At 59.2% G+C, this 21,597-nt stretch carries 11 protein-coding genes and 8 pseudogenes; 11 read left to right on the top strand and 8 right to left on the bottom strand.

Features of this window, described 5'->3' with window-relative positions; genetic code table 11:
- Positions 1–723 precede the first annotated feature (723 nt).
- Both YY7_RS64085 and YY7_RS55295 read left to right on the top strand, forming a co-directional pair.
- The gene (locus YY7_RS64085) at positions 724–861 is read left to right on the top strand and encodes a hypothetical protein (RefSeq protein ID WP_245287665.1); all 138 of its coding nucleotides are present in this window, start codon (positions 724–726) and stop codon (positions 859–861) included.
- Positions 862–930: 69 nt separating this feature from the next.
- Complete coding sequence (locus YY7_RS55295; protein ID WP_245287664.1) at positions 931–1,437, top strand: hypothetical protein; 507 nt, start codon at positions 931–933, stop codon at positions 1,435–1,437.
- Between the two features lie 298 nt (positions 1,438–1,735).
- On the opposite strand, the gene YY7_RS61400 is transcribed toward YY7_RS55295, so the two are convergent.
- On the bottom strand, positions 1,736–3,742 hold the full coding sequence (locus YY7_RS61400) for a hypothetical protein (RefSeq protein WP_155255616.1): 2,007 nt from the start codon (positions 3,740–3,742) through the stop codon (positions 1,736–1,738).
- Between the two features lie 595 nt (positions 3,743–4,337).
- Between YY7_RS61400 and YY7_RS59475 the strand changes: the two are divergent.
- The 5 genes and pseudogenes from YY7_RS59475 to YY7_RS55275 all read left to right on the top strand — a co-directional run.
- Positions 4,338–4,940, top strand: a pseudogene (locus YY7_RS59475) (MBL fold metallo-hydrolase); the annotation flags it as partial.
- The gene (locus YY7_RS64080) at positions 4,882–5,373 is read left to right on the top strand and encodes a deoxynucleotide monophosphate kinase (protein WP_245287663.1); all 492 of its coding nucleotides are present in this window, start codon (positions 4,882–4,884) and stop codon (positions 5,371–5,373) included. The pseudogene YY7_RS59475 and the gene YY7_RS64080, both read left to right, overlap by 59 nt.
- Positions 5,370–5,603, top strand: a complete 234-nt coding sequence (locus tag YY7_RS55280; protein WP_035692697.1) for a hypothetical protein — start codon at positions 5,370–5,372, stop codon at positions 5,601–5,603. The genes YY7_RS64080 and YY7_RS55280 overlap by 4 nt, the downstream gene beginning before the upstream one ends.
- A complete protein-coding gene (locus tag YY7_RS0145235) occupies positions 5,603–5,785 on the top strand; it encodes a terminase small subunit (protein WP_028168835.1) in 183 nt (60 codons plus the stop codon). The genes YY7_RS55280 and YY7_RS0145235 overlap by 1 nt, the downstream gene beginning before the upstream one ends.
- A gap of 116 nt (positions 5,786–5,901) precedes the next feature.
- A pseudogene (locus YY7_RS55275) lies at positions 5,902–6,842 on the top strand (IS110 family transposase); the annotation flags it as partial.
- A 482-nt stretch (positions 6,843–7,324) separates the two neighbouring features.
- Here the strand turns inward: YY7_RS55275 and YY7_RS55270 are convergent.
- Positions 7,325–8,255 (bottom strand): annotated as a pseudogene (locus YY7_RS55270) (LysR family transcriptional regulator).
- 884 nt (positions 8,256–9,139) lie between these two features.
- Here YY7_RS55270 and YY7_RS55265 point away from each other — a divergent pair.
- Complete coding sequence (locus YY7_RS55265) at positions 9,140–10,252, top strand: hypothetical protein (protein ID WP_196237435.1); 1,113 nt, start codon at positions 9,140–9,142, stop codon at positions 10,250–10,252.
- 133 nt (positions 10,253–10,385) lie between these two features.
- On the opposite strand, the pseudogene YY7_RS55260 reads toward YY7_RS55265, so the two are convergent.
- The 5 genes and pseudogenes from YY7_RS55260 to YY7_RS55250 all read right to left on the bottom strand — a co-directional run.
- Positions 10,386–11,164: pseudogene (locus tag YY7_RS55260) on the bottom strand (IS701 family transposase); the annotation flags it as partial.
- 687 nt (positions 11,165–11,851) lie between these two features.
- Positions 11,852–12,424 carry a beta-L-arabinofuranosidase domain-containing protein gene (locus YY7_RS64630; RefSeq protein ID WP_210164753.1) on the bottom strand — a complete coding sequence of 191 codons (573 nt, stop codon included), beginning with the start codon at positions 12,422–12,424 and terminating at the stop codon, positions 11,852–11,854.
- A pseudogene (locus YY7_RS64625) lies at positions 12,390–13,036 on the bottom strand (beta-L-arabinofuranosidase domain-containing protein). The gene YY7_RS64630 and the pseudogene YY7_RS64625 overlap by 35 nt, the downstream one beginning before the upstream one ends.
- A complete protein-coding gene (locus YY7_RS64620; RefSeq protein WP_210164751.1) occupies positions 12,982–13,812 on the bottom strand; it encodes a beta-L-arabinofuranosidase domain-containing protein in 831 nt (276 codons plus the stop codon). The pseudogene YY7_RS64625 and the gene YY7_RS64620 overlap by 55 nt, the downstream one beginning before the upstream one ends.
- A 277-nt stretch (positions 13,813–14,089) precedes the next feature.
- Positions 14,090–16,114 (bottom strand): annotated as a pseudogene (locus YY7_RS55250) (prolyl oligopeptidase family serine peptidase).
- A gap of 1,008 nt (positions 16,115–17,122) precedes the next feature.
- On the opposite strand from YY7_RS55250, the pseudogene YY7_RS55245 reads away from it, so the two are divergent.
- The 3 genes and pseudogenes from YY7_RS55245 (at position 17,123) to YY7_RS0145180 (ending at position 20,891) form a co-directional block, all read left to right on the top strand.
- A pseudogene (locus tag YY7_RS55245) lies at positions 17,123–19,733 on the top strand (PAS domain S-box protein).
- The gene (locus tag YY7_RS0145185; RefSeq protein ID WP_028168833.1) at positions 19,730–20,410 is read left to right on the top strand and encodes a response regulator transcription factor; all 681 of its coding nucleotides are present in this window, start codon (positions 19,730–19,732) and stop codon (positions 20,408–20,410) included. Before YY7_RS55245 ends, YY7_RS0145185 begins: the two are co-directional and overlap by 4 nt.
- Positions 20,411–20,501: 91 nt before the next feature.
- On the top strand, positions 20,502–20,891 hold the full coding sequence (locus YY7_RS0145180) for a response regulator transcription factor (protein ID WP_028168832.1): 390 nt from the start codon (positions 20,502–20,504) through the stop codon (positions 20,889–20,891).
- Between the two features lie 423 nt (positions 20,892–21,314).
- Here the strand turns inward: YY7_RS0145180 and YY7_RS0145175 are convergent.
- Positions 21,315–21,597: pseudogene (locus YY7_RS0145175) on the bottom strand (IS5/IS1182 family transposase); the annotation flags it as partial.

The raw sequence follows: 21,597 nt of genomic DNA, 5'->3' as shown, positions 1-21,597 counted from the left end.
ATCGCACGCTCGATCCCGTGGCCCTGCTGGCCGAGATGAGAGACGCCCAGGCGGAGCTCGGCACGCGTGTCGACGCCCGATTGGGCAGGCTCGCGGCAGCAAGCCCACCGGCGCCGACAAAGATCGCAGCAGCGTTCGCGAAGGAGCTCGGCAATGNCCTGCATCTAGGGGAGCAGCGCATCATCCATCGGCGCATGCGCAAGCCATACAAAAAGCGCATGAGAATGCCATCAATGCTCGATCCGCACCTCGCCAACATCGAGCGCTGGCTGACGGCCGAGCCCCGTCTGACCGCGCTGGCAATTCTCGGTCGCCTCGCTGAACAATGCCCCGAACAGTTCGGTCCTCCACAGCACACCATCGTGCAGCGCTTGTTGCGATCGCTCAGACGCAAAGCAGTCGAGACGATCATCCCGCGCACCGCTGAAGGTGCGGCACAGGCCGCTGACCCCGGGACTGGGGCCGCCGCTACGTGTGATGGGCACTCCGCGACGTCCCCAGTCCCTCCGATCCTGCGAGCAATGACGCAACCTCAGACCGGCCGACAGTCGGCGCTACGTCCGTCAAGCGAAAGTAACATCCTCAGATGAGGCAATACGCGGGGTCAACCTTCGGCGCCGATAAGGGGTCAAACAGCGCGCCGAATGACACTTCGAGGAGCTAACCGGGGATCACGCGCGTGAGGATGAATGGTCTGGGCCGCACGGATTTGCCATCGGCGGCATGATGCAGGCCAACACTGCTTCCCTTGCCGAAGAATATTTCGCGGCGGCCAATGAGCTGGTGGATAGGATTAGGGAGAAGCGCATTGCGGACTACCAGATAGGCAACGCCGCGCTATTCCTCTTCCTCCGCCAATAGCACGCGTTCTTTGCGGGCATGGACAGTCAACTTGAAACGGATGCGCACGAGCGCAAAGCGAGTCATTCGATGCACGATGCCGGGCGGCCATGGGTTGTCGGCGGCATCCGCATCCGCCCTGCCAACGGCAGCACGCTCATGGCGACGGTGGGCAGCATCGACAAGTACATGGAGCGCCACGTCATCGGTGCGGGCAAGGAGAAGTATCCCGACAACGCTCTGTCGGTCCGCGCGAAGCGAGATAGCCGTGGCCGTCTCGCTTCTGGCGGCATCCTGATCAAGCCCTACGGATCGATTGGCAGTGCGCCGGTGCATACCGTTGTGCGCCGCCAGTTGAAGCGCATGGACGGTCAGAAGCGGAAGCCGTTCCAGATCGTGAGCAACGGCAAGGTGCTGATCGTGCGTCGTCGCACGAAGAAGCGGCTGCCGCTGCAAACGCTCGCGGTGCTTCAGGGCAGTGCGACGATGAATGAGCATTGGGATTTTCTCGGGACCGTGTCGGGCGTCGTCCAGGCGCGCTTCCCGCAGCACTTCTATCGCGCGGTGGTCTGCAGCGACGCGATAGAGGGTCCATGAGCGAATCGACTCCACCGCCCCTTTGGTCGGGAAGGTTCATGAGCGAAATGACTCCCCCTCGTAATAGACGACGCACGGTTCTACTCGCGCTCGCGATCTCGGCATCTTGAGCCCGACGGTCCCCATGGCTCTGGCCGATGAACTGCACAGCGACCAAGATATCTCTTTGCAGAAAATGCAAACAACTCGGACTACGGCCATACCAGCGATGTCAGCCCCTTCGACCAAGACCTCGGGCCTGCTAAGGATCAGCGCGCCGCATTACTGTGCTGGGGCGGACGTCATCGACGGGATCGTGTCAGGCAGTGTCGCGCCGATCATTCGCTACATGCGTGGATGGCGCATCGAGTGCATGATTGTCCCGTCGCCCGTGAAGCTCGTCATGCAACTGTTTTTCCAGTCGCTGAAGCTCCTCTGAAGGGTCGGAGACTGCTGACGGCATGGCTTCATCATCCAGATGATCCAGCACTCGCCGAAGCTCTCCCTGAGGGAGCTGCTCTGAATGGAATGCGGCTTGCGCCTGAATGAAAGCCGACGGGGCGGGGTGATCATCTCGCCTTTCGTGAAGCTCCTCTGCGGATTCGGCATCAAGCAGTCGCCGAAGCTCCCCTGGAGAGAACTGCTCGGGATCAAAAGTAAACTCTTCCGGATCGATGGAGAACGACAGAGCAGGATGATTGTCTCCTAGTCCGTGAAGCTCGTCATGCAACTCTTTTTCCAGTCGCTGAAGCTCCTCTGAAGGGTCGGAGACTGCTGACGGCATGGCTTCATCATCCAGATGATCCAGCACTCGCCGAAGCTCTCCCTGAGGGAGCTGCTCTGAATGGAATGCGGCTTGCGCTTGAATGAAAGCCGACGGGGCGGAGTGTTCATCTCGCCTTTCCTGAAGCTCCTCTGCTGGCTCGTCATCAAGCGGTCGCAGAAGGTCCTCTAGAGAGAACAGCTCGGGATCCAAAGTAAGGTCTTCCGAATCGATGGAAAACGACAGAGCAGAATGATTGTCTCCTAGTCCGTGACGCTCGTCATGCAATTGTTTTTCCAGTCGCTGAAGCTCTCCCTGCGGGAGCTGCTCTAAACGGAATGCGGCTTGCGCCTGCATGAAAGCCGATACGGCGGGGTGACCGTCCTGTTCTTCCTGAAGCTCCTCTAGCCGAGTACCCGCTTGGTGCGGCACGCTGTGCTGCGCAGCGGCGTCGTCGATGCGCCGCGGTTCCATCAGCGCCGCGGTTTCGGGATTGATGAGGGCGACGTTCTGGGGGGAAGGATTAAGCTCAGCGCGAGGGCCGCCGGGTTTCTTGGGCACGACCACTCCCGTCGCCCGCAAGGTGCGGAAATACTCTAAGGATCTAAGGAGTTTCGCAGTATTCCCTCCGGGGTATTTGTGTATGGCACCATCGTCGATCAGCGACTTGCTGTCCAGCCGAGCAACAATGCCCGGTCGGTTATCTTTGAACAGCCAACGGCTATAGTTAATGAGGCGGCTTCCATGCTCATGCGCCCCTTGGCTGCTCATGCCGCCCTCTATGAGGGCGTGCTCAAGCTTCAGGACGACAGCAGCATCCTCGGAATAAAGAGGCCGCTTATCCGGATGCCCTCGGACTATGACGCCTGTTGCTGCAACCCGCGGTGCACCGCTACTTTCTGCTGAAGCGGCGTTCGCGCTTGACTGTCGGTATATCACAACCTCTTCAAGATCGGGCAGCGCCCTCTGTCTCTTCGCTGCTCTCGATTGAGCCGCGTCATGCTCATGATTGATAAGGACCCCTTCGCTTGGCAGGAGATTGCTCCTGGCGCGTGCATCCGTCCTTTCGCCAAGGGATTGTTGGACATCGTTAGATGCGTCTTTCCCTGAGGAGAGCGCGCGCGGTTCCTCGCGAGAAACTAAATGACTGGTGCCATGATACGCACGAAGGACGGCCACCGCTTTCTTCATTTTGTTGTCTTTCGGAAAGAAAGTAGTTGCGTGCTCGAGCAGGGACTTGTGGTTTGCTAGATCGGTCGTCTGGCCGCGAGCGCGGAGATCATTCCCAAGTCGACGAAGTGCCTGAGTATAGCCTCTAACCGTTTCAGGTTTTGGCTTTTTCTGAGCCGCATATTGAGTGATCACGCTATCGATAAAGTTCCGGTCTTCTGTAGACAGATGTGGATAGCTGGAGGGCCTGCTGGCAACGGGAGCGGCCTGGCTTGCCTGGGCCAAGTGCTGCTCAAATTGGCGGGCCTGGCCCGTCTGCGGCTCTTCCGAAGCGGCGTGCTGCACCTGCGACGAAGCTGCCACATTAAATGGATCAAAGTCTTGCGGGTCCACGGTTAGCCTCACGTTCAAGATTACCTGAGCAGGTCTCCTACTGTGGGAAGCTGTCGAGAACCTGACGTGGCCATGGTCACGCAGCGTTCGCACCCGCCAACCTCGGAACCGACATCGCTCGGGATCAGCATCCATGATCTAGCTCTTCGCACCTCTTGCCGGCTTCGAGCATCTCGCAGAGTTGTAACACTTTGGGTCCTGCCAGGGCCCTTCCCCATGCGGGTGACGCGCGACCGCCCGATATCGCTAGATACAAAATTTCAAAAGGCGCTTTCTGTTCTCGGGTCGGTTGCAGGATGGAGGCCCCAGGCGGACCCGGAAAACATCGAACTGGCGATTTTTGACGGGCGAAATTGATATTTTGGTCCGGCGTCGTCTGGCGGACTGAGGGGATACCGAAACGCGCGAAAGAAACAATACCGATTGAGACCGTATAGATCCAATCGGAGCCTTCCTTTCATGATCGTTATCGGCCTCAAGGGCTTTATCGGGTCCGGCAAGACCACCGTGGCCCGCCATCTCATCGAGCGCCACGGGTTTGTGCGCGGCCGGTTCGCTGGCGCGCTGAAGGACATGCTGCGCGCCTACCTTCGCTACCCTCGACGTCGTCGTCCAGATGCTCGCGGGCTTGTGGAGAGAAGGGCGTGCGCCCGTTCCGCTAGATCTCGTTCCGCTGGCGACCGGCCAGGTCCTCGACGCCGGCGCCTTCACGATCGGGTGCTTTCCGATCCCCCACCGCGACACAGACAGCTTCGGGTTTTCCTTCGAAAGTAAGGTCCGTCGCCATCTTCGGCCAGACCGCCTTTCGGCCCTCGGGGTGCCGGACGGTCCCGTGCGCAAGGAGCTGGCGGAAGGAAGGCCCGTTACACTCGCGGATGGCAAGACGATCGATCCCGAAGACGTCCTCGGGCCGCCGGAGGGACGCAAGAAGCTTGTCATCGTTGGCGATACCGAGACTGTCGATGGCCTGGCTGAGCACGTTGGCGATGCCGACGTGCTGGTGATCGAGGCGACTTTTCTCCAACGCGATGCGTCCATCGCCCGCGATTACGGGCATCTTACCGCGGCCGAAGCCGCCACGCTCGCGGCAACGACGGGCGTCAGGCTGCTCATTCTGACACACATTTCCGGTCGCTATCATGATGAGGAAATATTGGCCGAGGCGAGCAAGAGGTTCGCGAACACTCGAGTATCGGCACTGCGACGAAGCCACCATCGAGCGCATGATCGAGGGCGATCTGAAAGAGAAGCCGACGCCCTGGCTGGGTGGCCGGTCGCCCCGACACGCGATGGAAGGGCTCGGTGGTCTTTGGGGCCGCGACCATATGGGTTCGGACTTCTGGATCGGCACCGAGACCGACAAACTCTACATCGAGACCCCGAAGCGCGTCGTCTTCGAGGATGTGAGGCACGCCAATGAGGGCGAAGCCATCGACCGCATGGGTGGATGGGTCATCGAGATCGTCCGCCCCGGCCTTATCCCGCAGGATCATTTCACCGAGAAGGCCGAGCTTGAAGTCAAGGCGCATCGGTCGGTCCTCAACTACCAAGGCGACATGGCGTCCACCTTCCGCCAGATGGACATCGTCGTCGCTGATCTCGCTGCTCGGGCGGATCGGGGGCTCGCATGAAGCTGTCCCAGGCATGCGACTTCGAGCGCCTTCTGAAGCGACGCGACGAGCTGTGCGGAGCGCGCCGCATTGCAGATCACGGCGATGGTCTCGGCGTGACGATCAGGGGCACGTATCAGGACGCCGAGATGGTCGCAGCGGTCAAGGCCGCCGTTGTCGCCGAGCTTAATCGGCGCATCGCGGCCATCGACACCGAACTGACCGCTATGGGCGTCGAGATCGACGAATAATGGGCAAGGTCGTCAACCGGCAAGAGCTTGCGGACATCTTCGGCTATTCGCTGCCGACGATTTCCGCATGGGTCGAGAACGGAATGCCGGTCAAATCTCATGGTGGTCGGGGCAAGCAGTTCGAGTTCGACACTGAGGACGTGCTGAAGTGGCTAAAGCCCTCGGAGCCGTGTGGCCGATAAGCGGTCGGTATCGGGCGAAGCGGACATCGACGAAGATTTATGATGGGGTGGACGCCCCGCCGACGGCATCGATGTGCCAAAGTGGAGGTGTTTAGCACCACTTAAGGGAGGCGTCCGTGTTGCAGGTTAGCACAATCGGTCTGGATATCGCTAAGCATGTTTTCCACGTTCATGGAGCGGACGGGAAAGGACGGGCTGTATTCAGCAAACGGATCAGCCGAGGAAAGCTCTTGGATTTCTTCGCAGCCCAGCCGCGTTGCACGGTAGCTTTAGAGGCATGTGGCGGAGCCCATCACTGGGCGCGTCAGCTCACCCAGCTTGGCCATGAAGTTCGGCTGATCCCGCCCGCCTATGTAAAACCGTTCGTGAAGCGGCAAAAGAACGACGCGATCGATGCCGAGGCGATCTGCGAAGCGGCGCAGCGGCCGAGCATGCGGTTCGTGGCCGTGAAGAGCGAACAGCAACAGGCGGCGGGTCTGGTGTTTCGGACCCGTGATCTGTTAGTGCGGCAGCGAACCCAGCTCATCAACGCGATCCGGGGTCACCTCACTGAATATGGTTGGATTGCACCCAAGGGGCCGTCGCATGTGGCGACGCTTGCCGATCTGATCGAGGAGGAAGCGATGGCCAGCTCGCTTCCCGAAGCGGCCCGCACCATGTTCCGAGTGATGTTGGACCTGTTCGCCGGCCTCAACGGCAAGATCGCGGATCTCGACAAGGAGATCGCGCGACGCGCTCGCGAGGACGAAGTATCGCGCAGGCTGATGACCGTTCCTGGCATCGGCCCGATCTCCGCCACCGCGATCGCCGCTCTAGCACCGCCGGCCGAGACTTTTGCCAAAGGTCGTGACTTCGCGGCCTGGCTCGGTCTCACGCCCCTTCAAAGATCGACGGACGGCAAGCAGAAGCTCGGCGTGACATCCAAGATGGGCGAACGCACGCTCAGGCGCCTACTCATCATCGGCAGTAGCGCCGTTGTCAGCAGGCAAGCAAACCGGGCGCGCCGAAGGGTTCGTGGCTCGAACAGATGCTGGCTCGCAAACCGCGTATGCTGGTACCCTCGCGCGCGTCGCAACGAAGCTTCCAGCCGCGCCTTCTCCTTATCCCAACGCGCCTCTTCGGCTTGCGCTCGCGCCTCGAGAACCTCGACCTCAGCTCGAATGTCGGCAGCATTCTTTTCGTGCTTCTGACGAGCTGCGTCCAAGGCGGCTTGCGCTTTGTCGATGGCGTGCTGCCGTCGCTCGCGCTTCTTCTGCCGAGCCGCCTCTTCCTTTGCATCCTCGCGCTCGCGTCGCTTCTGTTCCTTCTCAAAAGCGAGTGCGGCCTTCCGGTCGGCTGCCGGATCATTGCTCCGCTTTGCATGCTGCTTCCGCGGCTCGTGGCCGGCGAGCTTAGGGCGGCTCGCCTTCTTCGAACCGTCATCGTCGGTGATATCCGTGGGCAGTTCGGCGTGCTCTTTGAACGGACCGCTTGAGCCAACGGGACGCTTGAGAACAACGCCGGGCGCCGACCTCCTATCTGCGGCAGCTTCCCGCAGCCCTAGCGTTCTGCCAACAGATTGAGGAAACGCTTCAGAGCCGGGTTCTCATTGTCGTCGCGCCAATGCGCGTAGAAGTCCACCCGGCTTGGCCCCGCTCCGTCCTGCAACTCCCGGTACACAAGGCCAGCGAAACTTGCACCAATATCCGATTCCATCACTAGACTGAGCCCCATGCCCATACTCGTCAGACTCTTGATGATGCCAAGGCTTACGTCATGGCGCTCTACGGCGGGGCGATCGTCAGGTAGAACGAGCTTCGAAATCAAGAGATCCTCGAGCTCTCGTCCGGGATCATACTCACTTAGAAGGATCTTTTCGTTTACGCAAATCGGTCCAATAGATGATCTCGCGTGCCGCCAGGCAGTGATCCTGCGGCAGCGAGATCAGAATGCGTTCGCTCCAGAGCAGTAGTGATCTGGTGTCTTTTGAAGGTAGACGTCCAGGGCTAACGACAACGTCGACCGTTCCGTTACGGAGGGCAGTCATCAGACCGAAGCGAGAGCGTTCCATCGTTGCCAATTCGAGCCGTGGTAGCAGCTTCTTGAGCTCACCTATCGTCGCCCGCAAATTCCCGGTCGAAATGGATGTGCAGAAGCCAATGGTAAGGAGACCGGATTCGCCGCGTCCATTGGATACTCCCGTGTCGACGAGCGCATCGACTTGTTCCAAAATCAAACGGGCAATTCGCAGAACTGCTCGGCCAGCGAGAGTGGGCTTGATCCCCCCGCTCGAGCGGTCGAACAGCGAAGTCCCAACCAGATGCTCAAGCTGACCGACGGAACGGCTCAGCACCGTGTGCTTGATCGAAAGCACTTCGGCGGCGCGTCGAAAGCTTCCGTAGTCGCAAGCAGCAACGGCCAGTCGAAGCTGCTGAAGGTCAATAGCTCTGGCCGCGTTCCGCCGATTCTTCCTAATCTCGATTTCGGTCATGTTCAGAGCTCGATAGCAAACCGCAAAGAACATGACGTCCCCGCTCTAGGCGGGACGTATGTCTCGCTTGTCGCCGCCACGGAGGTAACTTCGACGGTCTCCGCGACGGGCGCCGCGAGCCTCTGTCGCAAGCTATCAACCTCACGACGAAGCCGCCCACCCCCTCACTGTAGGCGGCTTACATTGGCTGGATTCGAGCAGCGATAGGATTACGGCGGCCCGGCGCAAACCCGCTGGATCAGAAACCGCCGCGCAGACCGAATCTCTCGCGAAAGCGACACCTGGAAAAAAGAAGCAGCCGCAGGAGCGTCACCGTAGCGACGGCCCCCAAGAACGGGCCTTTAGGGTGCATGGTTTCGTCAGCTTGCCGAAAGCTAGATCTCCTACATTGAGCCCGGAGATCGGGACGCGATTGTCGCCTGTTTACTAGGGCGCAAGTTGCTCTTTCCGAGGTTCACATGATTCGTGTCTCAAACTTGCGGGCCTCTGTGCTGCTTGCGCCAGATCTGAGCTGGGCTGCATAGATCTGCAGCTTGATTCCGAATGGAGAACGGTATGGACGGCTCGCACTTCAATCCTCGGCAGGTGAACCCATCACTATCAGGATCGGCTCCGCAGAATGCCGAGATTCCGCCGGGTCAAGAGTCGGACGACGCGAGCTCGCAAGCGAGCTTTGAGCAGCTGCTCGAGGAATTGCCGCACGCTTCGTCAGAGGAGAGCGACCAAGGGATCCGGCGCACGGATCTCCTCCGCAGCGACGGCAGCCGAGCGGGGAAGCGCCCGAAAAGTTGGGCGTCGGTCGCATTCCTTCCTGACTCGTCAGCTTCTCGAAAGCCGCCCCTACGAAAATAAAGCCTGAAATGACCCATGCTGGAGGGGAACAGATGAATATCGATCCACCAAACACCGCAAAAGACTCCATTGAAGCTGACGATCTCCTGCGGCAGCGGCAGCGGGCGCAGCAACAGCCGGGCGACCTGAGCGCACAAACCAGCTCACCAGCACACCCGTCCCCGGATCAAGCGAACTTTGAGCAGCAGCTGAGTGAGTTGCGGCCAATCCACCGAACATCGGATTCAGCTGTCGCTTTGATGGATTCCGGGATTGGATCACCCTCGACCATGACGAAGGGCACTCTGAGAGCGTGCGCTATCCAGGAAAGCGAGCGGTGCCCGGCCGCTTCCTTTGTCAGGGGGCGCGCCGAACTTGCCGGATCGCTAACCGGAGCGAACGTTAAGGCGCTAAAGAACGAGATCAAACTCGCTGCGCAGCGAGCAGTACAGTGGCCACGAACCACCGGATCTTGTGCCGGCAGTGTTGACGGCGACCGCATCTTCGACGACGTGGTGGCATCATCGTATCTGCCGCTGCACCGTTTTCAGAACGAGGACATCGATTGCGAGCCCCTCCTAGAGGAGGAGGTGAGTGCCATCGCGCATGTGCGTTCCTTAGCGGATTTGCGTGCTCACGCGACCCCGCATGTTTCAAAGGCTGCTATCTGCTCGGACGACGAAAGAGAGGACGAAATTGATATGGCGCGCCTCGCTGCATGGCATACCAAAGGCCTTAGAGAGAGTGCTTTTGTGTCATTGTGCCAGGACCCCTCACGACTGCTCCTTTCAAAGGACGACAGTGAGAATGGCGCGAAGGCGATTGCAAAGAATGCTAAGAAGCTGCACACCTACACGGTACCAAGCGTCACCGCTTGGCCGATCAAAAAAATCAACGATATTTTAGAGCGTGGGCATGCTCCCGGAGATGAGGAGCTGCGAGATTGGGTGAGGGGAATACCGACCGAGGAGACCGAGGTCTTGTTTCTGGGCGGCAATCTAGCTGACTATCGGACAGCCATCGTAGATAATCCGAACACGGCTGACGCACCGCAAGATGGTCCGCGCATCAAGAAAGCAAGGGTCAGCTCCGATACGCCCGAGATGATGGCGGACTCTCGAACTCTTTGCCCCTCGGATTCCAGCCATCAATCTTCGCAGTCCTGACGAGCTATCGCCTGTGGTCGAATCGGCCGGGGTGGCGCGCCTGCTTTCAGTTATCTGGAAGTCGAGCGTGCCGAACGCGTGCGCGTCCGATCCAGGCGCATCAGCAGTTGAAAGAGGAGCTCGGGCTTGATCACGCGAGCATGTCTTCGGCGGGCGCGACAGGATGTCCGGAATGGACCGCTTGCGGGGACGCCCTCGCATTGCGAGCGGCCAGATCAGCTTGACGCCGACCGGGTCCACCTTCAGGTGACGAGGGATGCCAACGGCCCAGGCCAGCCCGCGTCGTGCCCCCTTGCCGAAACGGCGCACTGAGGCTGTATCCTGTATCGGCCAGCGGAACCGAACCGCACGCCGGCACCATCGCGCGATCAATCTCGGCCAAAAGCTTGGATCGTGGGGTTCGGTATTCGACTGGTACGCCGCCGCGCTTCAAACTTGCGGTATCGCTGGTCCAACTCTCGGGTAGGAAGAGACGCAATGCGATCATCGCTGGTACTTCACCGCGCACAAGCGTCAGCGACGCCAACGTTGGGCAATTGCCATTTTGCCAACGCCCGAGGCATATTGAGCCGCGACACTGACCGAGTGTTCGCCCCTCTTCGTCAGCGAGGTGTCGTCGATAACCGGCACCGCATCATCGCCGCCGACGAGCCGGTCGGCCTGATTGAGCAGCTCTGTCTCTAACGGCTTCGCATCCCAGACGCCATCAGCGATGAAATGGTGCAGCTGATCGTATTCGCGCGCTGCAGAGCGTTACGCCATCGGTTGAATGTTTTTGCGCTCACCAGGGCCGATCAACCCGGCAATGTAACGCGGACACATCTGTCGCCGCGCCTTATGACCCAAGCGATCCAGGAATGGCTTCAGCCAAGGCTCGAGCTCGTCTTCGCAATCCGGCGTCGCGTTCCCCATGGTCGGCCCTCCAAAAGCCGACTTCCTCTCAATCGTCGAAAAATCGATTCGGGATCTTGAGGGTTCTGTGAGGTCGCGTGGCAGGCGGGAGCCGGGCGCGGTGGCGCGTGCTCATAGAAGCCGGATTGAATGAGCCGCTGCCACGCCCGAGCCGGCGAAATTGAAAACCGATGATCTTAGACGATCGCCAGGCTCAAACGCATGCACAACGGCGCGACGCGGCAGGGATGTTGCTAGTTGGGGTAGGTTGTCGAGGGTATGTGCTGTCAATGGGTTAGGAGTGGCGGAAAGGCCATCCGTGACAACCCTGGCGCGAGAAGCCCGGTAACGGCCTTCAACGAGGGAATTGCAGAGCGGCGCCGCGGCACGTCCCTTGGATGAAGCGATGTCGTTGGTGGTTCTCATTGTTCATCCGACTGCACGGTTCTATTCATTCCAAGCGCCGCCTGCCGATGGCAAGAAGATTGTTGGTTGTTAGCACCACTCCCACTCCAGCAAAAATTCAATGCGCGCCAGCGGCTTGGTTCTATCTTCAAGATCAAATTTGCAAGCTTCCGAGGCCTCAAGCCGCAAAAGCTTGCAATCTCAAAACCGTTGTTGCTAGGAAATTGAATCCGCGATCAAGGCCTAAAGGGCACTTCACGGGCGACGCATTAACTTCACGGACGCGCCACTCAGCCATCGGCGTCAGCGCTCCTTAATCCAAATCCGCATTTCGCCTTCGCCGCGGTTAGCCCAGCTGAACCATGGAATGAATGTCAGCCGCTGCGGTTGTAGCTGTCCAGGCACTTTGTCGTACTGACAAAGTGCCGTTTCTTCAGAATGCGTGTGTTGCAACCGGGACCCATCAGCCTGCAGCAAAATCTTGTCGAAGAGACCAGTACCTTCGACAAGCGAAAACCGGCTTTCTGCAGGAAGCCAAAGGTTGTGTAACTCGGGCCCGTTGTCGGCTTCTTCCACACAATACATCAAAGGGCCGCGCTGGATAGCCACCTTGCCGGCCAAATTGCGAAGTTGCGGATGACCGTATACGCGGCGTACTTGCATCGGCAGCGATAGTTTGACGCGATCTCCCTGCCGCCACGTGCGGTGAATGTGCAAATAGCCCTTACGGGGCTCGCAATGGACAGGTTCGCCGTTCAGGCTCACCGCCGGCGCGCTGCACCATTCCGGCAGGCGCAGGGCGAGCGTGTGGGCGATCGGCTGTGCAGATTCCACGGCGATTTCAACCTCGTCCCTCCAAGGATAGTTGCCGCTCATGAGCAACCGCAGGCGTATGCCCGCCAACCGATAATGCCACGCTATTGCCAATGTAGAGATTGATGTAGAGCGCGTCGGAGCATGGCGTATAGATGTAATGACCAATCGATGTGAAAAGGCGTGCGATGTTCGGCGGACAACACGCGCAGCCAAACCAGCGTTGCCGCACCGGCCTGACATGATTGTAGATGCCATTGGACCGCAGCGTTTTGGGATGAACTTCGAGCGGGTTAACATAGAAATAGTGACGCCCATCGAAAGCGATACTGCCCAGAACCGTATTATAGAGCGCGCGCTCCATCACGTCGGCATAGCGACTGTCCACTTCCATCTCCAGCATACGGCGCGCCAACATCATCAGCCCAATCGACGCGCAACTTTCCGCGTACGCGATACGTTCGGCAGATCGTAATCGCTGCTGAACGCTTCGCCGAAGCTTTGCGAGCCGATACCCCCAGTGATATAGATCTGGCGCTGCACTATGTTTTGCCATAGCCGCAGGCAAGCCTGGCGTTGCTGCTCGTTCTGACGCAGACGCGCGAGATGAGCGACCGCAGTCATGAGGTATACAAAACGCACCGCATGCCCGGTTGCAGTCCGCTGTTCCGAAATTGGCAGGTGCGCCTGGCTATAGGCCTTATTTTCACCGTCCAGGGCATGCCATGTGATTTGACGTCGCAGGATTGCCGGCGTTTCTCGTGTTCAATGTCATAGAAGTGCGGCTCGGTGCCCCGTTGCTCCACGAAATAATTGGCTAGCGTCAGATATCGCTGCTCCTGCGTCACTTCGTAGAGGCGCGTCAATGCAAGTTCAATTTCTGGATGGCCATCATAGCCGTGTAGCTGATCGCGCTCCGGGCCGAAAACTGTGGCGAGGTGGTCAGCAAGTCTGCAAACGACGTCCAGCAGGCGTCGTTTGCCAGTAGCCAGAAAGAAAGCGATGCCCGCTTCAATCAAGTGGCCGGCACAGTAAAGCTCATGGCATTCGGCTAGGTTGCTCCAGCGCTCCTGAGGCGCCTTTAGCATGAAATAGGTGTTGAGATAGTCGTCGCCGCATTGGGCGGCCGCAATCAATTCAATCAGCTCATCGGCGGCTTTGTCCAGGTCCGGATTGGGTGTCTGGCACAGCGACCAAGCAGCCGCCTCTAGCCATTTTGCGACATCACTGTCCTGAAAAACCGTGCCGTAGAACTCCCCCTTCGCACGTCCGGCGGCAATACGGAAGTTTTCTACCGCGTGGCTCGGTGTCGCTTGCGGATTGCGGTCGTTGAGCGCGTTCCATTGGTAGGGAATCGCCACTTCCCTCACCAAGTGCTGGCATTTCCCAATCAGCGGATCTGAGACCTGTAGGTCGTGAAGGTTGACTTCGGCCACATCCCGCTGATTCATCTCGTTTCTCCTTCGTGTGGGGCGAACCGGCGCCTAGCTCAGGCAAGCCAGCTCGCCATGATCGTTGTTGAGGTTGCGGCCCCGAAATTGGCGGCTGCGCAATCGTATTCTGCACGCGAACGTTGAAACGCTAGAAATGGAAAAGCTGCCCCCATGCCGCTGGATGGCGTAGGGCTCATAAAGGGCTGGTCAAACCAAGCTTCTTTCCAATCCCCTACCGCTGAAATGTCATGCAACCATCACGCTGGAGCTTGTGTGATCACAAGCGCCGGTCCGCCTAAGCCTCGCCGTCAAGCCAGCCGATCTTGCTCTTCAGGAATCGAAAGCCCAGCAATCTCGAACCCGGCCCGCTCCCTATTGTCCCGACCGTAACCATGACCGCCCGCCGCAGGCTCGTAGAAATAGGCCTCGTAGCCCATCGCCTGGAGCTTCGCGGCCATCTTGCGCGCGTGTCCGGGATGAACACGATCGTCCCGCCCGCGGTGGCGATCAGGATCGGCGGGTATGTTTGGCCGCGTTTGGCGGCATGATACGCGGAATAGGTCTTGAGCCACTCCCAGTGGTCGAGCTTATCGGGGTCCCCATATCGCAATCCAGCTTGCCCCTGCCAGAAGCTTGGTGTAGCGGCGCATGTCGATCAGCGGGATCGTGTAGACCAGCGCGCCGAAGCGTTCCGGATAGCGCGTCAGCATATTGGTGATGAGGATGCCGCTGTTCGATCCGCCCTGGGCTGCGATCCGCTTCGGCTCCGTGACGCCACGACGCACGAGATCGGCGGCAACGGCAGCGAAGTCGTCGTGCGACAATTTCTTGCCACTGAGACGGCCGGCATCGTGCCAGCGCGTGCCGAACTCGCTACGGCCGCGTAGATGCGCCTGGACCGTGGTGCCGCCGCGCTCGAGCCAAAGCTTGCCAAGCGCTGAATTGTAGGACGGCCTCATCGAGATTCCAAAGCCGCCGTAGCCGCTCATATGGACGGGCGCATCGCCCGTCTCGCCGGCCGGACCGGTCCGTACGTAGGGGATGTGCTCGCCATCAATCGAAATGGCCTCATGTTGGGTGACCACCAGCCCATCCACGGTGAAGGTCTTCGGCGCCTGCTTGAGCACGGTCGGACTGCCGACATTATTCTCGATCAGCATAAGCGAAGCTGGCGTGAGCGGATCCTGGCTATCGACGAGCAGGTCGCCATTGCGTTCGGATGGGTCGCTATCAAGAGGCCAGACCTGGACTATCCCTATGTCGGGGATCCCGCGCAGTCGCGCGCGGCTCCACCCTTTATCGGATGGCGAGCAGATCTCGAAGAACGGCCGCAGTTCGTTGAGGATGGAAAGCACAAGCCTACCGGCACTCCAAAAGAGCCCCTGCAGCGCCCGGCGTGGGCTTGGTTCGAAAAGAACCTCGAACTGACGGTTGCCTTGAAGGAAAGCGGCCAAAGAGATGACGAGCACCGTATCCGCGGCATAGGTCTGCCCTGCCACAGATCAGGGCTCGCGCGGTCTGATGGCGAGCCAGTCGCGATGGGTGGCAGAATTGAAGGCGTCCACCTGATCGACGAACCACAGCCGTGGCGGCACGACGGTGCGCTCGATATTGCAGCCGGCTTCAACATGATCAGCTACGACCTCAAAGATCACTTGCGCTTGATCCGCCTGCGTACCGCGCCGCCATATCCTCACTGTACGCGCATAGCCGGAGGTCGTCGCCATGCCCTGCCTATGAGAGCTCGACAGCACCAGCGTATCGGGATCGAGCCGTTCAACCGCGCTCTTGGCTTCCGGCAAGACGAAGCTATCACCGACAAACGTCTACGTGTCGGTATCGAACTCACGCAGGGCGACGGCATCACTGCCGCCGCGCGATAGGCTCAAAATCGTTCGTCTATGACTCCCCTGCGGCCAGACCGTCGCCCTCAGAAGCCGGTCTTCGCCTTCGCTAACCGCGAGCTGATCGATCTCGAGCAGAGCTTCCCATGACGGCTTTGGCGTGCGAAATTCTTCCAGAGTGGTTCGTCGCAAGAGGCCGCGCGGATTGTTGGCGTCCTTCCAGAGATTGTAGAGATAGCTGCCGCGCCGCCGGACGTAGGGAATATTGTCCGGCCGATCCGATCGTAAATCCAGGTCAGCGCGTCGCGATCCCGCTCGCCAAACACCTGCAGCGTCTTGCCATTCTGCCGCTCAACAAATTTCAGCGCCCGCGCGCCTTCGATCTGTTCCAACCACAGATAGGGATCATCGTCTGGAGCGGAAAGCGTCGGCTTTGCAGGTACTTTGTCGTCGCGTTTGCTTTCACCACGCTTCACTCCATCGCCATTGACGCGCACTCCCGACACAGCACCGCATCAAAGCTTTTCACATATTGCATCCGCAGTTCATTGCGGTGGCGGCCGTCGAGGCTGATTGCCATGTGTCAGTCAATTCCATCAATTGCTGAAGTTGGTAGTTGACTTGGGCGCGCTCTGACGCATTTGGCAGGACCGCACATCCTCAAGGCTTCAACCCCAAACTGCCCGTGGCAACTTCATCTCGATGCGAGCTCGGCTTTCCTTGCCTGGGGGCGACTACCGAGCACCTGGGCGACACCGCCCCACCCCAAGTGGCCGCGCTCACAACGTCCGTACCTCTGGATCAAGGTAAGATCGAGAACTTGGTTGCTGAGGGCCGAGACCGTTCTTGCAGCGCAAAGAGGCGCTTGCGGTACGAGCTACACCGAAATTGCTTTCATCACCCTCGCCGCCGGGCGAATCTGGCTATCAATTGAGTCCACGCGCTGGGGAACCTACCGTGCGGATCCCACGCCGCAACGCGAAAGGGCACGCTCGCGCCCATGCGGCGGCAGAGGCTTAGGATGCTCGCTAACATTCGGCACGGCCCTAACGGCCCCCTTTCAGTCGAACTGCCGGCCTGGCCGTTGCGCTCTGTTGGGGTCCTATGCGACTGGCCGTATGGGTTCTAAAAAGGGTTTGATGGGCCGCCTCGATCGGCTAGCTTCTCAGGGACACCGTTCTTCGGCGTCATAAAAGTCTGGAAAGTCTGGAAGCGCGGAAGTGGCTAGGCGTACCATCGAAATCTATCGCTCAATTAGCTTAAAATGCGGTCTCATCGCGCAACCGGCAGCGGCGGACCTCAGGACGAGCGGAAGCAAAGCCGAGTCAAAACGTTAGTATAGTTTTCCAGATCCTTGGGATAGGTTATTTATTTAGGCCAGGCTGATTTACCAAGTTCGGGCGCCTTACCAAGTTTGGACCCCTTGCCAAGTTCGGACCCTCACGAAGCTCGGACGCTTAGTCGCGCAGCGTGTTTTTGGTGGCATTGTCCTGGCGCTGGTGACAACTTCCTTGTACTTTCATACCCATTTCGCCGCGATGGCGTTCTCTTGTTGGTAGTGGTCTTGCGGTTTTCGCTATGGGCAGCCTCATTGTATCTGCCATGCTTTCCATCTTGTCCATCGCTGTTTTGGCCTACTTCTTTACGCCCCCTACTTCCAATCTTGCATTCGATGCTCCGCAAGATCTTCCGGTGGTTGTGATTCTCTTTGTTGCCTTGCTTGTCGGAACCCACCTCATCCGAAAAGTCCGCCGGGAAAGGGCGGCCACGCTTGAGGCCGCAGCCAAGCTCCGGCGCAGCGAGGTTGAGTTGCGAGATCGAGAGAAATGGTGGCGCGAAGTCTTCGAGCATAACCCGGTCATGTACTTCATGGTCGATGCCGCCGGAACGGTCCTGAACGTGAACACGTTGGGCGCAACACAGCTCGGCTATTCGCCCTCGGAGCTCGTCGGGCATTCCGTTCTGAAGGTCTTTCTGGAAGAAGATCTTACCCTTGTTCGCAAATGCCTTGGGCTATGCGTTGAAACCGTCGGCCAATCCCACACTTGGGACATCCAGAAGGTCAGGAAGGATGGCGCGGTGCTGTGGGTGCGGGAAAACGCCAAAGCCATGCATTGGGCAGACGACCAGCTCATCATCCTCATCGCCTGCGAAGATATCACCGAGCGAAAGCGGACGGAAACTGCCCTGCGGCGGAGTGAAGCCCATTTGGCCCAGGCGCAGGAATTGAGCCGCACCGGCAGCTTCGGCTGGAACGTCGCCACCGGCGAGGTCATCTGGTCAAAGGAGACCTTTCGCATTTTCCAACACGATCCGGCGACAAAACTGAACCCGCAACTCGTCATTGATCGAGCCCATCCAGAAGATCGGGCTGCCGTGCGACAGACCATTGATCGAGCGCTCCGAAACCTAGAGGATTTCGAGCACGAATACCGACTGCTGTTGCCGGACGGCTCGGTGAAGCACCTCCACGCGCTGGCACGAGCCATTAGAACCGCATCTGGCGATATCGAGTTTGTCGGGGCAGTGACGGACATTACGGCTGCAAAGCAGGCGGAACAACAGCTTCGCCGTAGCGAGGCCTATCTGGCCGAAGCACAGCGTCTCAGTCACACGGGCAGCTGGTCCTGGGACGTCCACCGTCTCGAATTTGTGTATCGCTCCGCCGAAGTCGATCGTCTGTTTGGCTTCGATCCGGAAGAGACTGTATCGATAGAGACCATCCGGTCGCGTATCCATCCAGACGACTTGCCGCAGCTTCGGGAAGTGCCGCGCCAGGCTATCGAAGACAAGGGAGGGCACTTCGAATATGATTTCCGAATCCTTCTTCCAAAAGGCGCGATAAGGCGCATACATTCCGTTGCGCACGCTGTGGTCGGTAGCGATGGCAACGTCAGCGAGCTCATCGGAACGCATATGGATGTCACCGAGCAATACGCAGCTAGGGAACGGCTGGAAAAGGCTCTTGCTGACTTGCGCGAAAGTGAGCAGCGCTTTCGCGACTACGCCGAAACGGCCTCCGACTGGCTCTGGGAGACCGGGCCGGACCACCGGGTCACCCGCTTTTCGGGGCACACCAGCGCAGCAAGCATTTTGGCCCCGGGAGTCGTCGGGCTGCTTCGCTGCGAAATTGCGGGCGATGTCGAAGCGGAATCTGAGAAGTGGCGGCAGCATCAGGCGACAGTCGACGCGCGACTTCCATTTCGCGATTTCATCTATCGCACCGTCACCCGGACCGGATCTCCAATTTACGTCCGGACCAGCGGCAAGCCATTCTTTGATGCTGACGGCAATTTCCTCGGCTATCGCGGCGTCAGCACTGACATCACCGCAACCATCCGCGCAGATCAGGCTGAACGAGAACTGCGGAAGGCGCAGGCGGAGCTCGCGCACGTGACACGCGTAACGACGCTGGGCGAGATGACCACCTCCATTGCGCACGAGATAAACCAGCCGCTGGCCGCCATTGTCGCCAATGGCGAGGCTTGTCTGGGTTGGCTTGATCGCGAAACTCCTGATCTTTCCGCCGCGCGCTGCTCAGTGGAATGGATCATCGAGGACGCCATCCGGGCGAGCGAGGTGATTCGCCGCATTCGCACGCTAGCCAAGAAAAGCGAGATCGAGATGGTGCCGCTCAATATCAATGAGATCGTCAAGGAGGTTGTCGCGCTGGTGACTCGCGAGCTGGTCAGCCACCAGGTGTCGTTGCGGACCGAGTTGGCGGCGGCCCTCCCCATGATCCTGGGTGACCGGGTTCAACTGCAACAGGTGATCATGAATCTGGTGATGAACGGGATTGAGGCCATGCAAACAGTCAGAGACCGACCGCGCGAACTGGTGATCCGGTCATCCCAACACGATCTGGGAGGCGTGCACCTCGCCGTGACAGATTGCGGCGTTGGGATCACCGAGGAACACGCTGACCAGGTATTCAACCCCTTTTTCACCACCAAATCAACCGGCCTTGGAATGGGCCTTTCGATCTGCCGTTCGATCGTGGAGGCTCACGGAGGGAGCCTGTCGATTGCCTGCAAGCAGGAGTCGGGCGCGACGTTTCAATTGGTCCTGCCGTTGCATGAAGAGGTCGTGTCGTGACCGGGCGCTGTGACTCGCCGCGCGGAGGCGCGCAAGCGGAGAAGCCGAGCGGAAGAGCGATCGTCTTCGTGATCGACGACGACGTCTCGATGCGTCGTTCGCTCGCGAATCTTTTTCGATCGGTAGGCTTGGACGTTGTTGCGTTCGGATCGGCGCGAGAAATGCTGCAAGCCAAGCTTCCGGATGTTGCCAGCTGCCTGGTCCTTGACGTCAGGCTACCGGGATTGAGTGGCCTCGAGCTGCAGACTGAGCTCGCCAAGTTGAACCTTCGCATTCCGATCATTTTCATCACTGGTCATGGCGACATTCCCATGACCGTCAAGGCCATGAAGGGCGGAGCGGTCGATTTTCTCACCAAGCCGTTTCGCGATCAGGAGCTGCTTGACGCCGTGGTCGCCGCGACCGAACGGGATCGCAAAAGGCGGGAGGTTGAGAAGACGGTTGCCAACCTGCAGTCCTCGTTTGAGGCCTTAAGCCCACGCGAACAGGCCGTGATGAAACTGGTCACTGCTGGGCTGATGAACAAACAGATAGCCGCAGAGCTCGGGCTGGCCGAAATTACCATCAAGATCTACCGCGGACAGGTAATGAAGAAAATGGGCGCACGGTCGCTGGCCGATTTAATCAGAATGGCTGAGCCCCTGGGAATTCGTCCCAACCGGCCGGAACAAGCCTAAGTATGACTATACAATTTCATCTCTCAAGCCCACCCTTGACCCAGCCGACTATGCTTCGGCAATCGCCTTTTCTGCGTTAGGAGGGGTCGTTTTGTTCACGCCTTCGCTCATTTCCGTGGTCGATGACGACGGCTCCGTCCGTGCTGCGATAAATAATCTTTTGAAATCCCGCGGCTACATAGTCCATACATTTGCATCCGCTGAGGAGTTCTTGCGCTCGCCACACCTGAATGAAACATCGTGTGTGATTGCGGACGTGCAGATGTCCGCTATGAGCGGCTTGGACCTGCTGACACATATGCGGGCCGAAGGTTGCGATGCTCCATTCATTTTCATCACTGCCTTTCCCGATGATCGCGTTCGCGCCCGGGCGCTGAGCGCGGGAGCGATTTGCTTGCTGGCCAAGCCATTCGCAGGACAGCACCTGATCAGGTGCCTACATACCGCACTGGATAAGCATCGCGGCGGAGCTAACGCGTGAGACGATGAGCACGCAGTCTGCTCAGTTCGGTGCTGATCTGTGGGCGGAACCGCGCGCTTCGCAACACCGCAACGTCGATGAAGACCTCGGCCTCGCATCGCAACTCGTAACCAGTCGTTGGCGATCGGGCTCCCCTATTGATATTTTTCCGGTATTCGTCACTGGCTTGCGGCGGGGCTCCATCACCTACGGTCGCGAACGCTTTGAGATTTACGACGAAGCCACTTGCTCGACTAACCTCAGTTTCAACTGGTCGTGGCCACCCTAGAGGCGGCCCATATCTCAGGCATTGCTAACAGCAGCGATGATCTCGGCAGGCGCTCCTGTTCGCGGCGAAAGTTTGACTCTGATGAAGGCGCGCTCCTTCACGGTGCTTGGCCCAGATTGCTGAGTGTAACCAGTCGACCGTGAAGAACCCGGATTTCAGCTTGGGAGGAGCTGAAGTCGGCGGATGAGCTGGACGAGGATTTGGCGCAGCAAAAGCTCGAGCCAGCGGATGAGGCGACGGAAGTTGTAGCCGGCGGCGGCGAGGACGGCATTGGTGGCGTCGCCCTGGCGGTGCCAGAGATAGTTTCGGCCCATTCGGTGCTCGGATTTGAGGTGGCCGATCACCGGCTCCACGGCGGAGCGCCGGCGCAGCTCGCGCTTGATCTTTGGCGTCACCCGCCGCTTCTGGCCTGAGATGAACACCCTGAACTTGTAATCG

This window comes from Bradyrhizobium elkanii WSM2783 (assembly GCF_000472865.1).
GTDB classification, from domain to species: Bacteria; Pseudomonadota; Alphaproteobacteria; order Rhizobiales; family Xanthobacteraceae; genus Bradyrhizobium; species Bradyrhizobium elkanii_A.
The sequence above is the reverse complement of the archived record's forward strand: the minus strand, read 5'-3'. Positions and strand labels throughout refer to the sequence as shown.

What these genes read in the sequence shown, in the direction of transcription:
- YY7_RS64085 (WP_245287665.1), top strand. Translation starts at nt 724, where the DNA reads ATGATGCAGGCCAACACTGCTTCCCTTGCCGAAGAATATTTCGCGGCG.
- YY7_RS64080 (WP_245287663.1), top strand. Translation starts at nt 4,882, where the DNA reads ATGATGAGGAAATATTGGCCGAGGCGAGCAAGAGGTTCGCGAACACTC.
- YY7_RS0145235 (WP_028168835.1), top strand. Translation starts at nt 5,603, where the DNA reads ATGGGCAAGGTCGTCAACCGGCAAGAGCTTGCGGACATCTTCGGCTAT.
- YY7_RS64620 (WP_210164751.1), bottom strand. Translation starts at nt 13,812, where the DNA reads ATGAATCAGCGGGATGTGGCCGAAGTCAACCTTCACGACCTACAGGTC.
- YY7_RS55265 (WP_196237435.1), top strand. Translation starts at nt 9,140, where the DNA reads ATGAATATCGATCCACCAAACACCGCAAAAGACTCCATTGAAGCTGAC.
- YY7_RS55280 (WP_035692697.1), top strand. Translation starts at nt 5,370, where the DNA reads ATGAAGCTGTCCCAGGCATGCGACTTCGAGCGCCTTCTGAAGCGACGC.
- YY7_RS55295 (WP_245287664.1), top strand. Translation starts at nt 931, where the DNA reads ATGCACGATGCCGGGCGGCCATGGGTTGTCGGCGGCATCCGCATCCGC.
- YY7_RS64630 (WP_210164753.1), bottom strand. Translation starts at nt 12,424, where the DNA reads ATGAGCGGCAACTATCCTTGGAGGGACGAGGTTGAAATCGCCGTGGAA.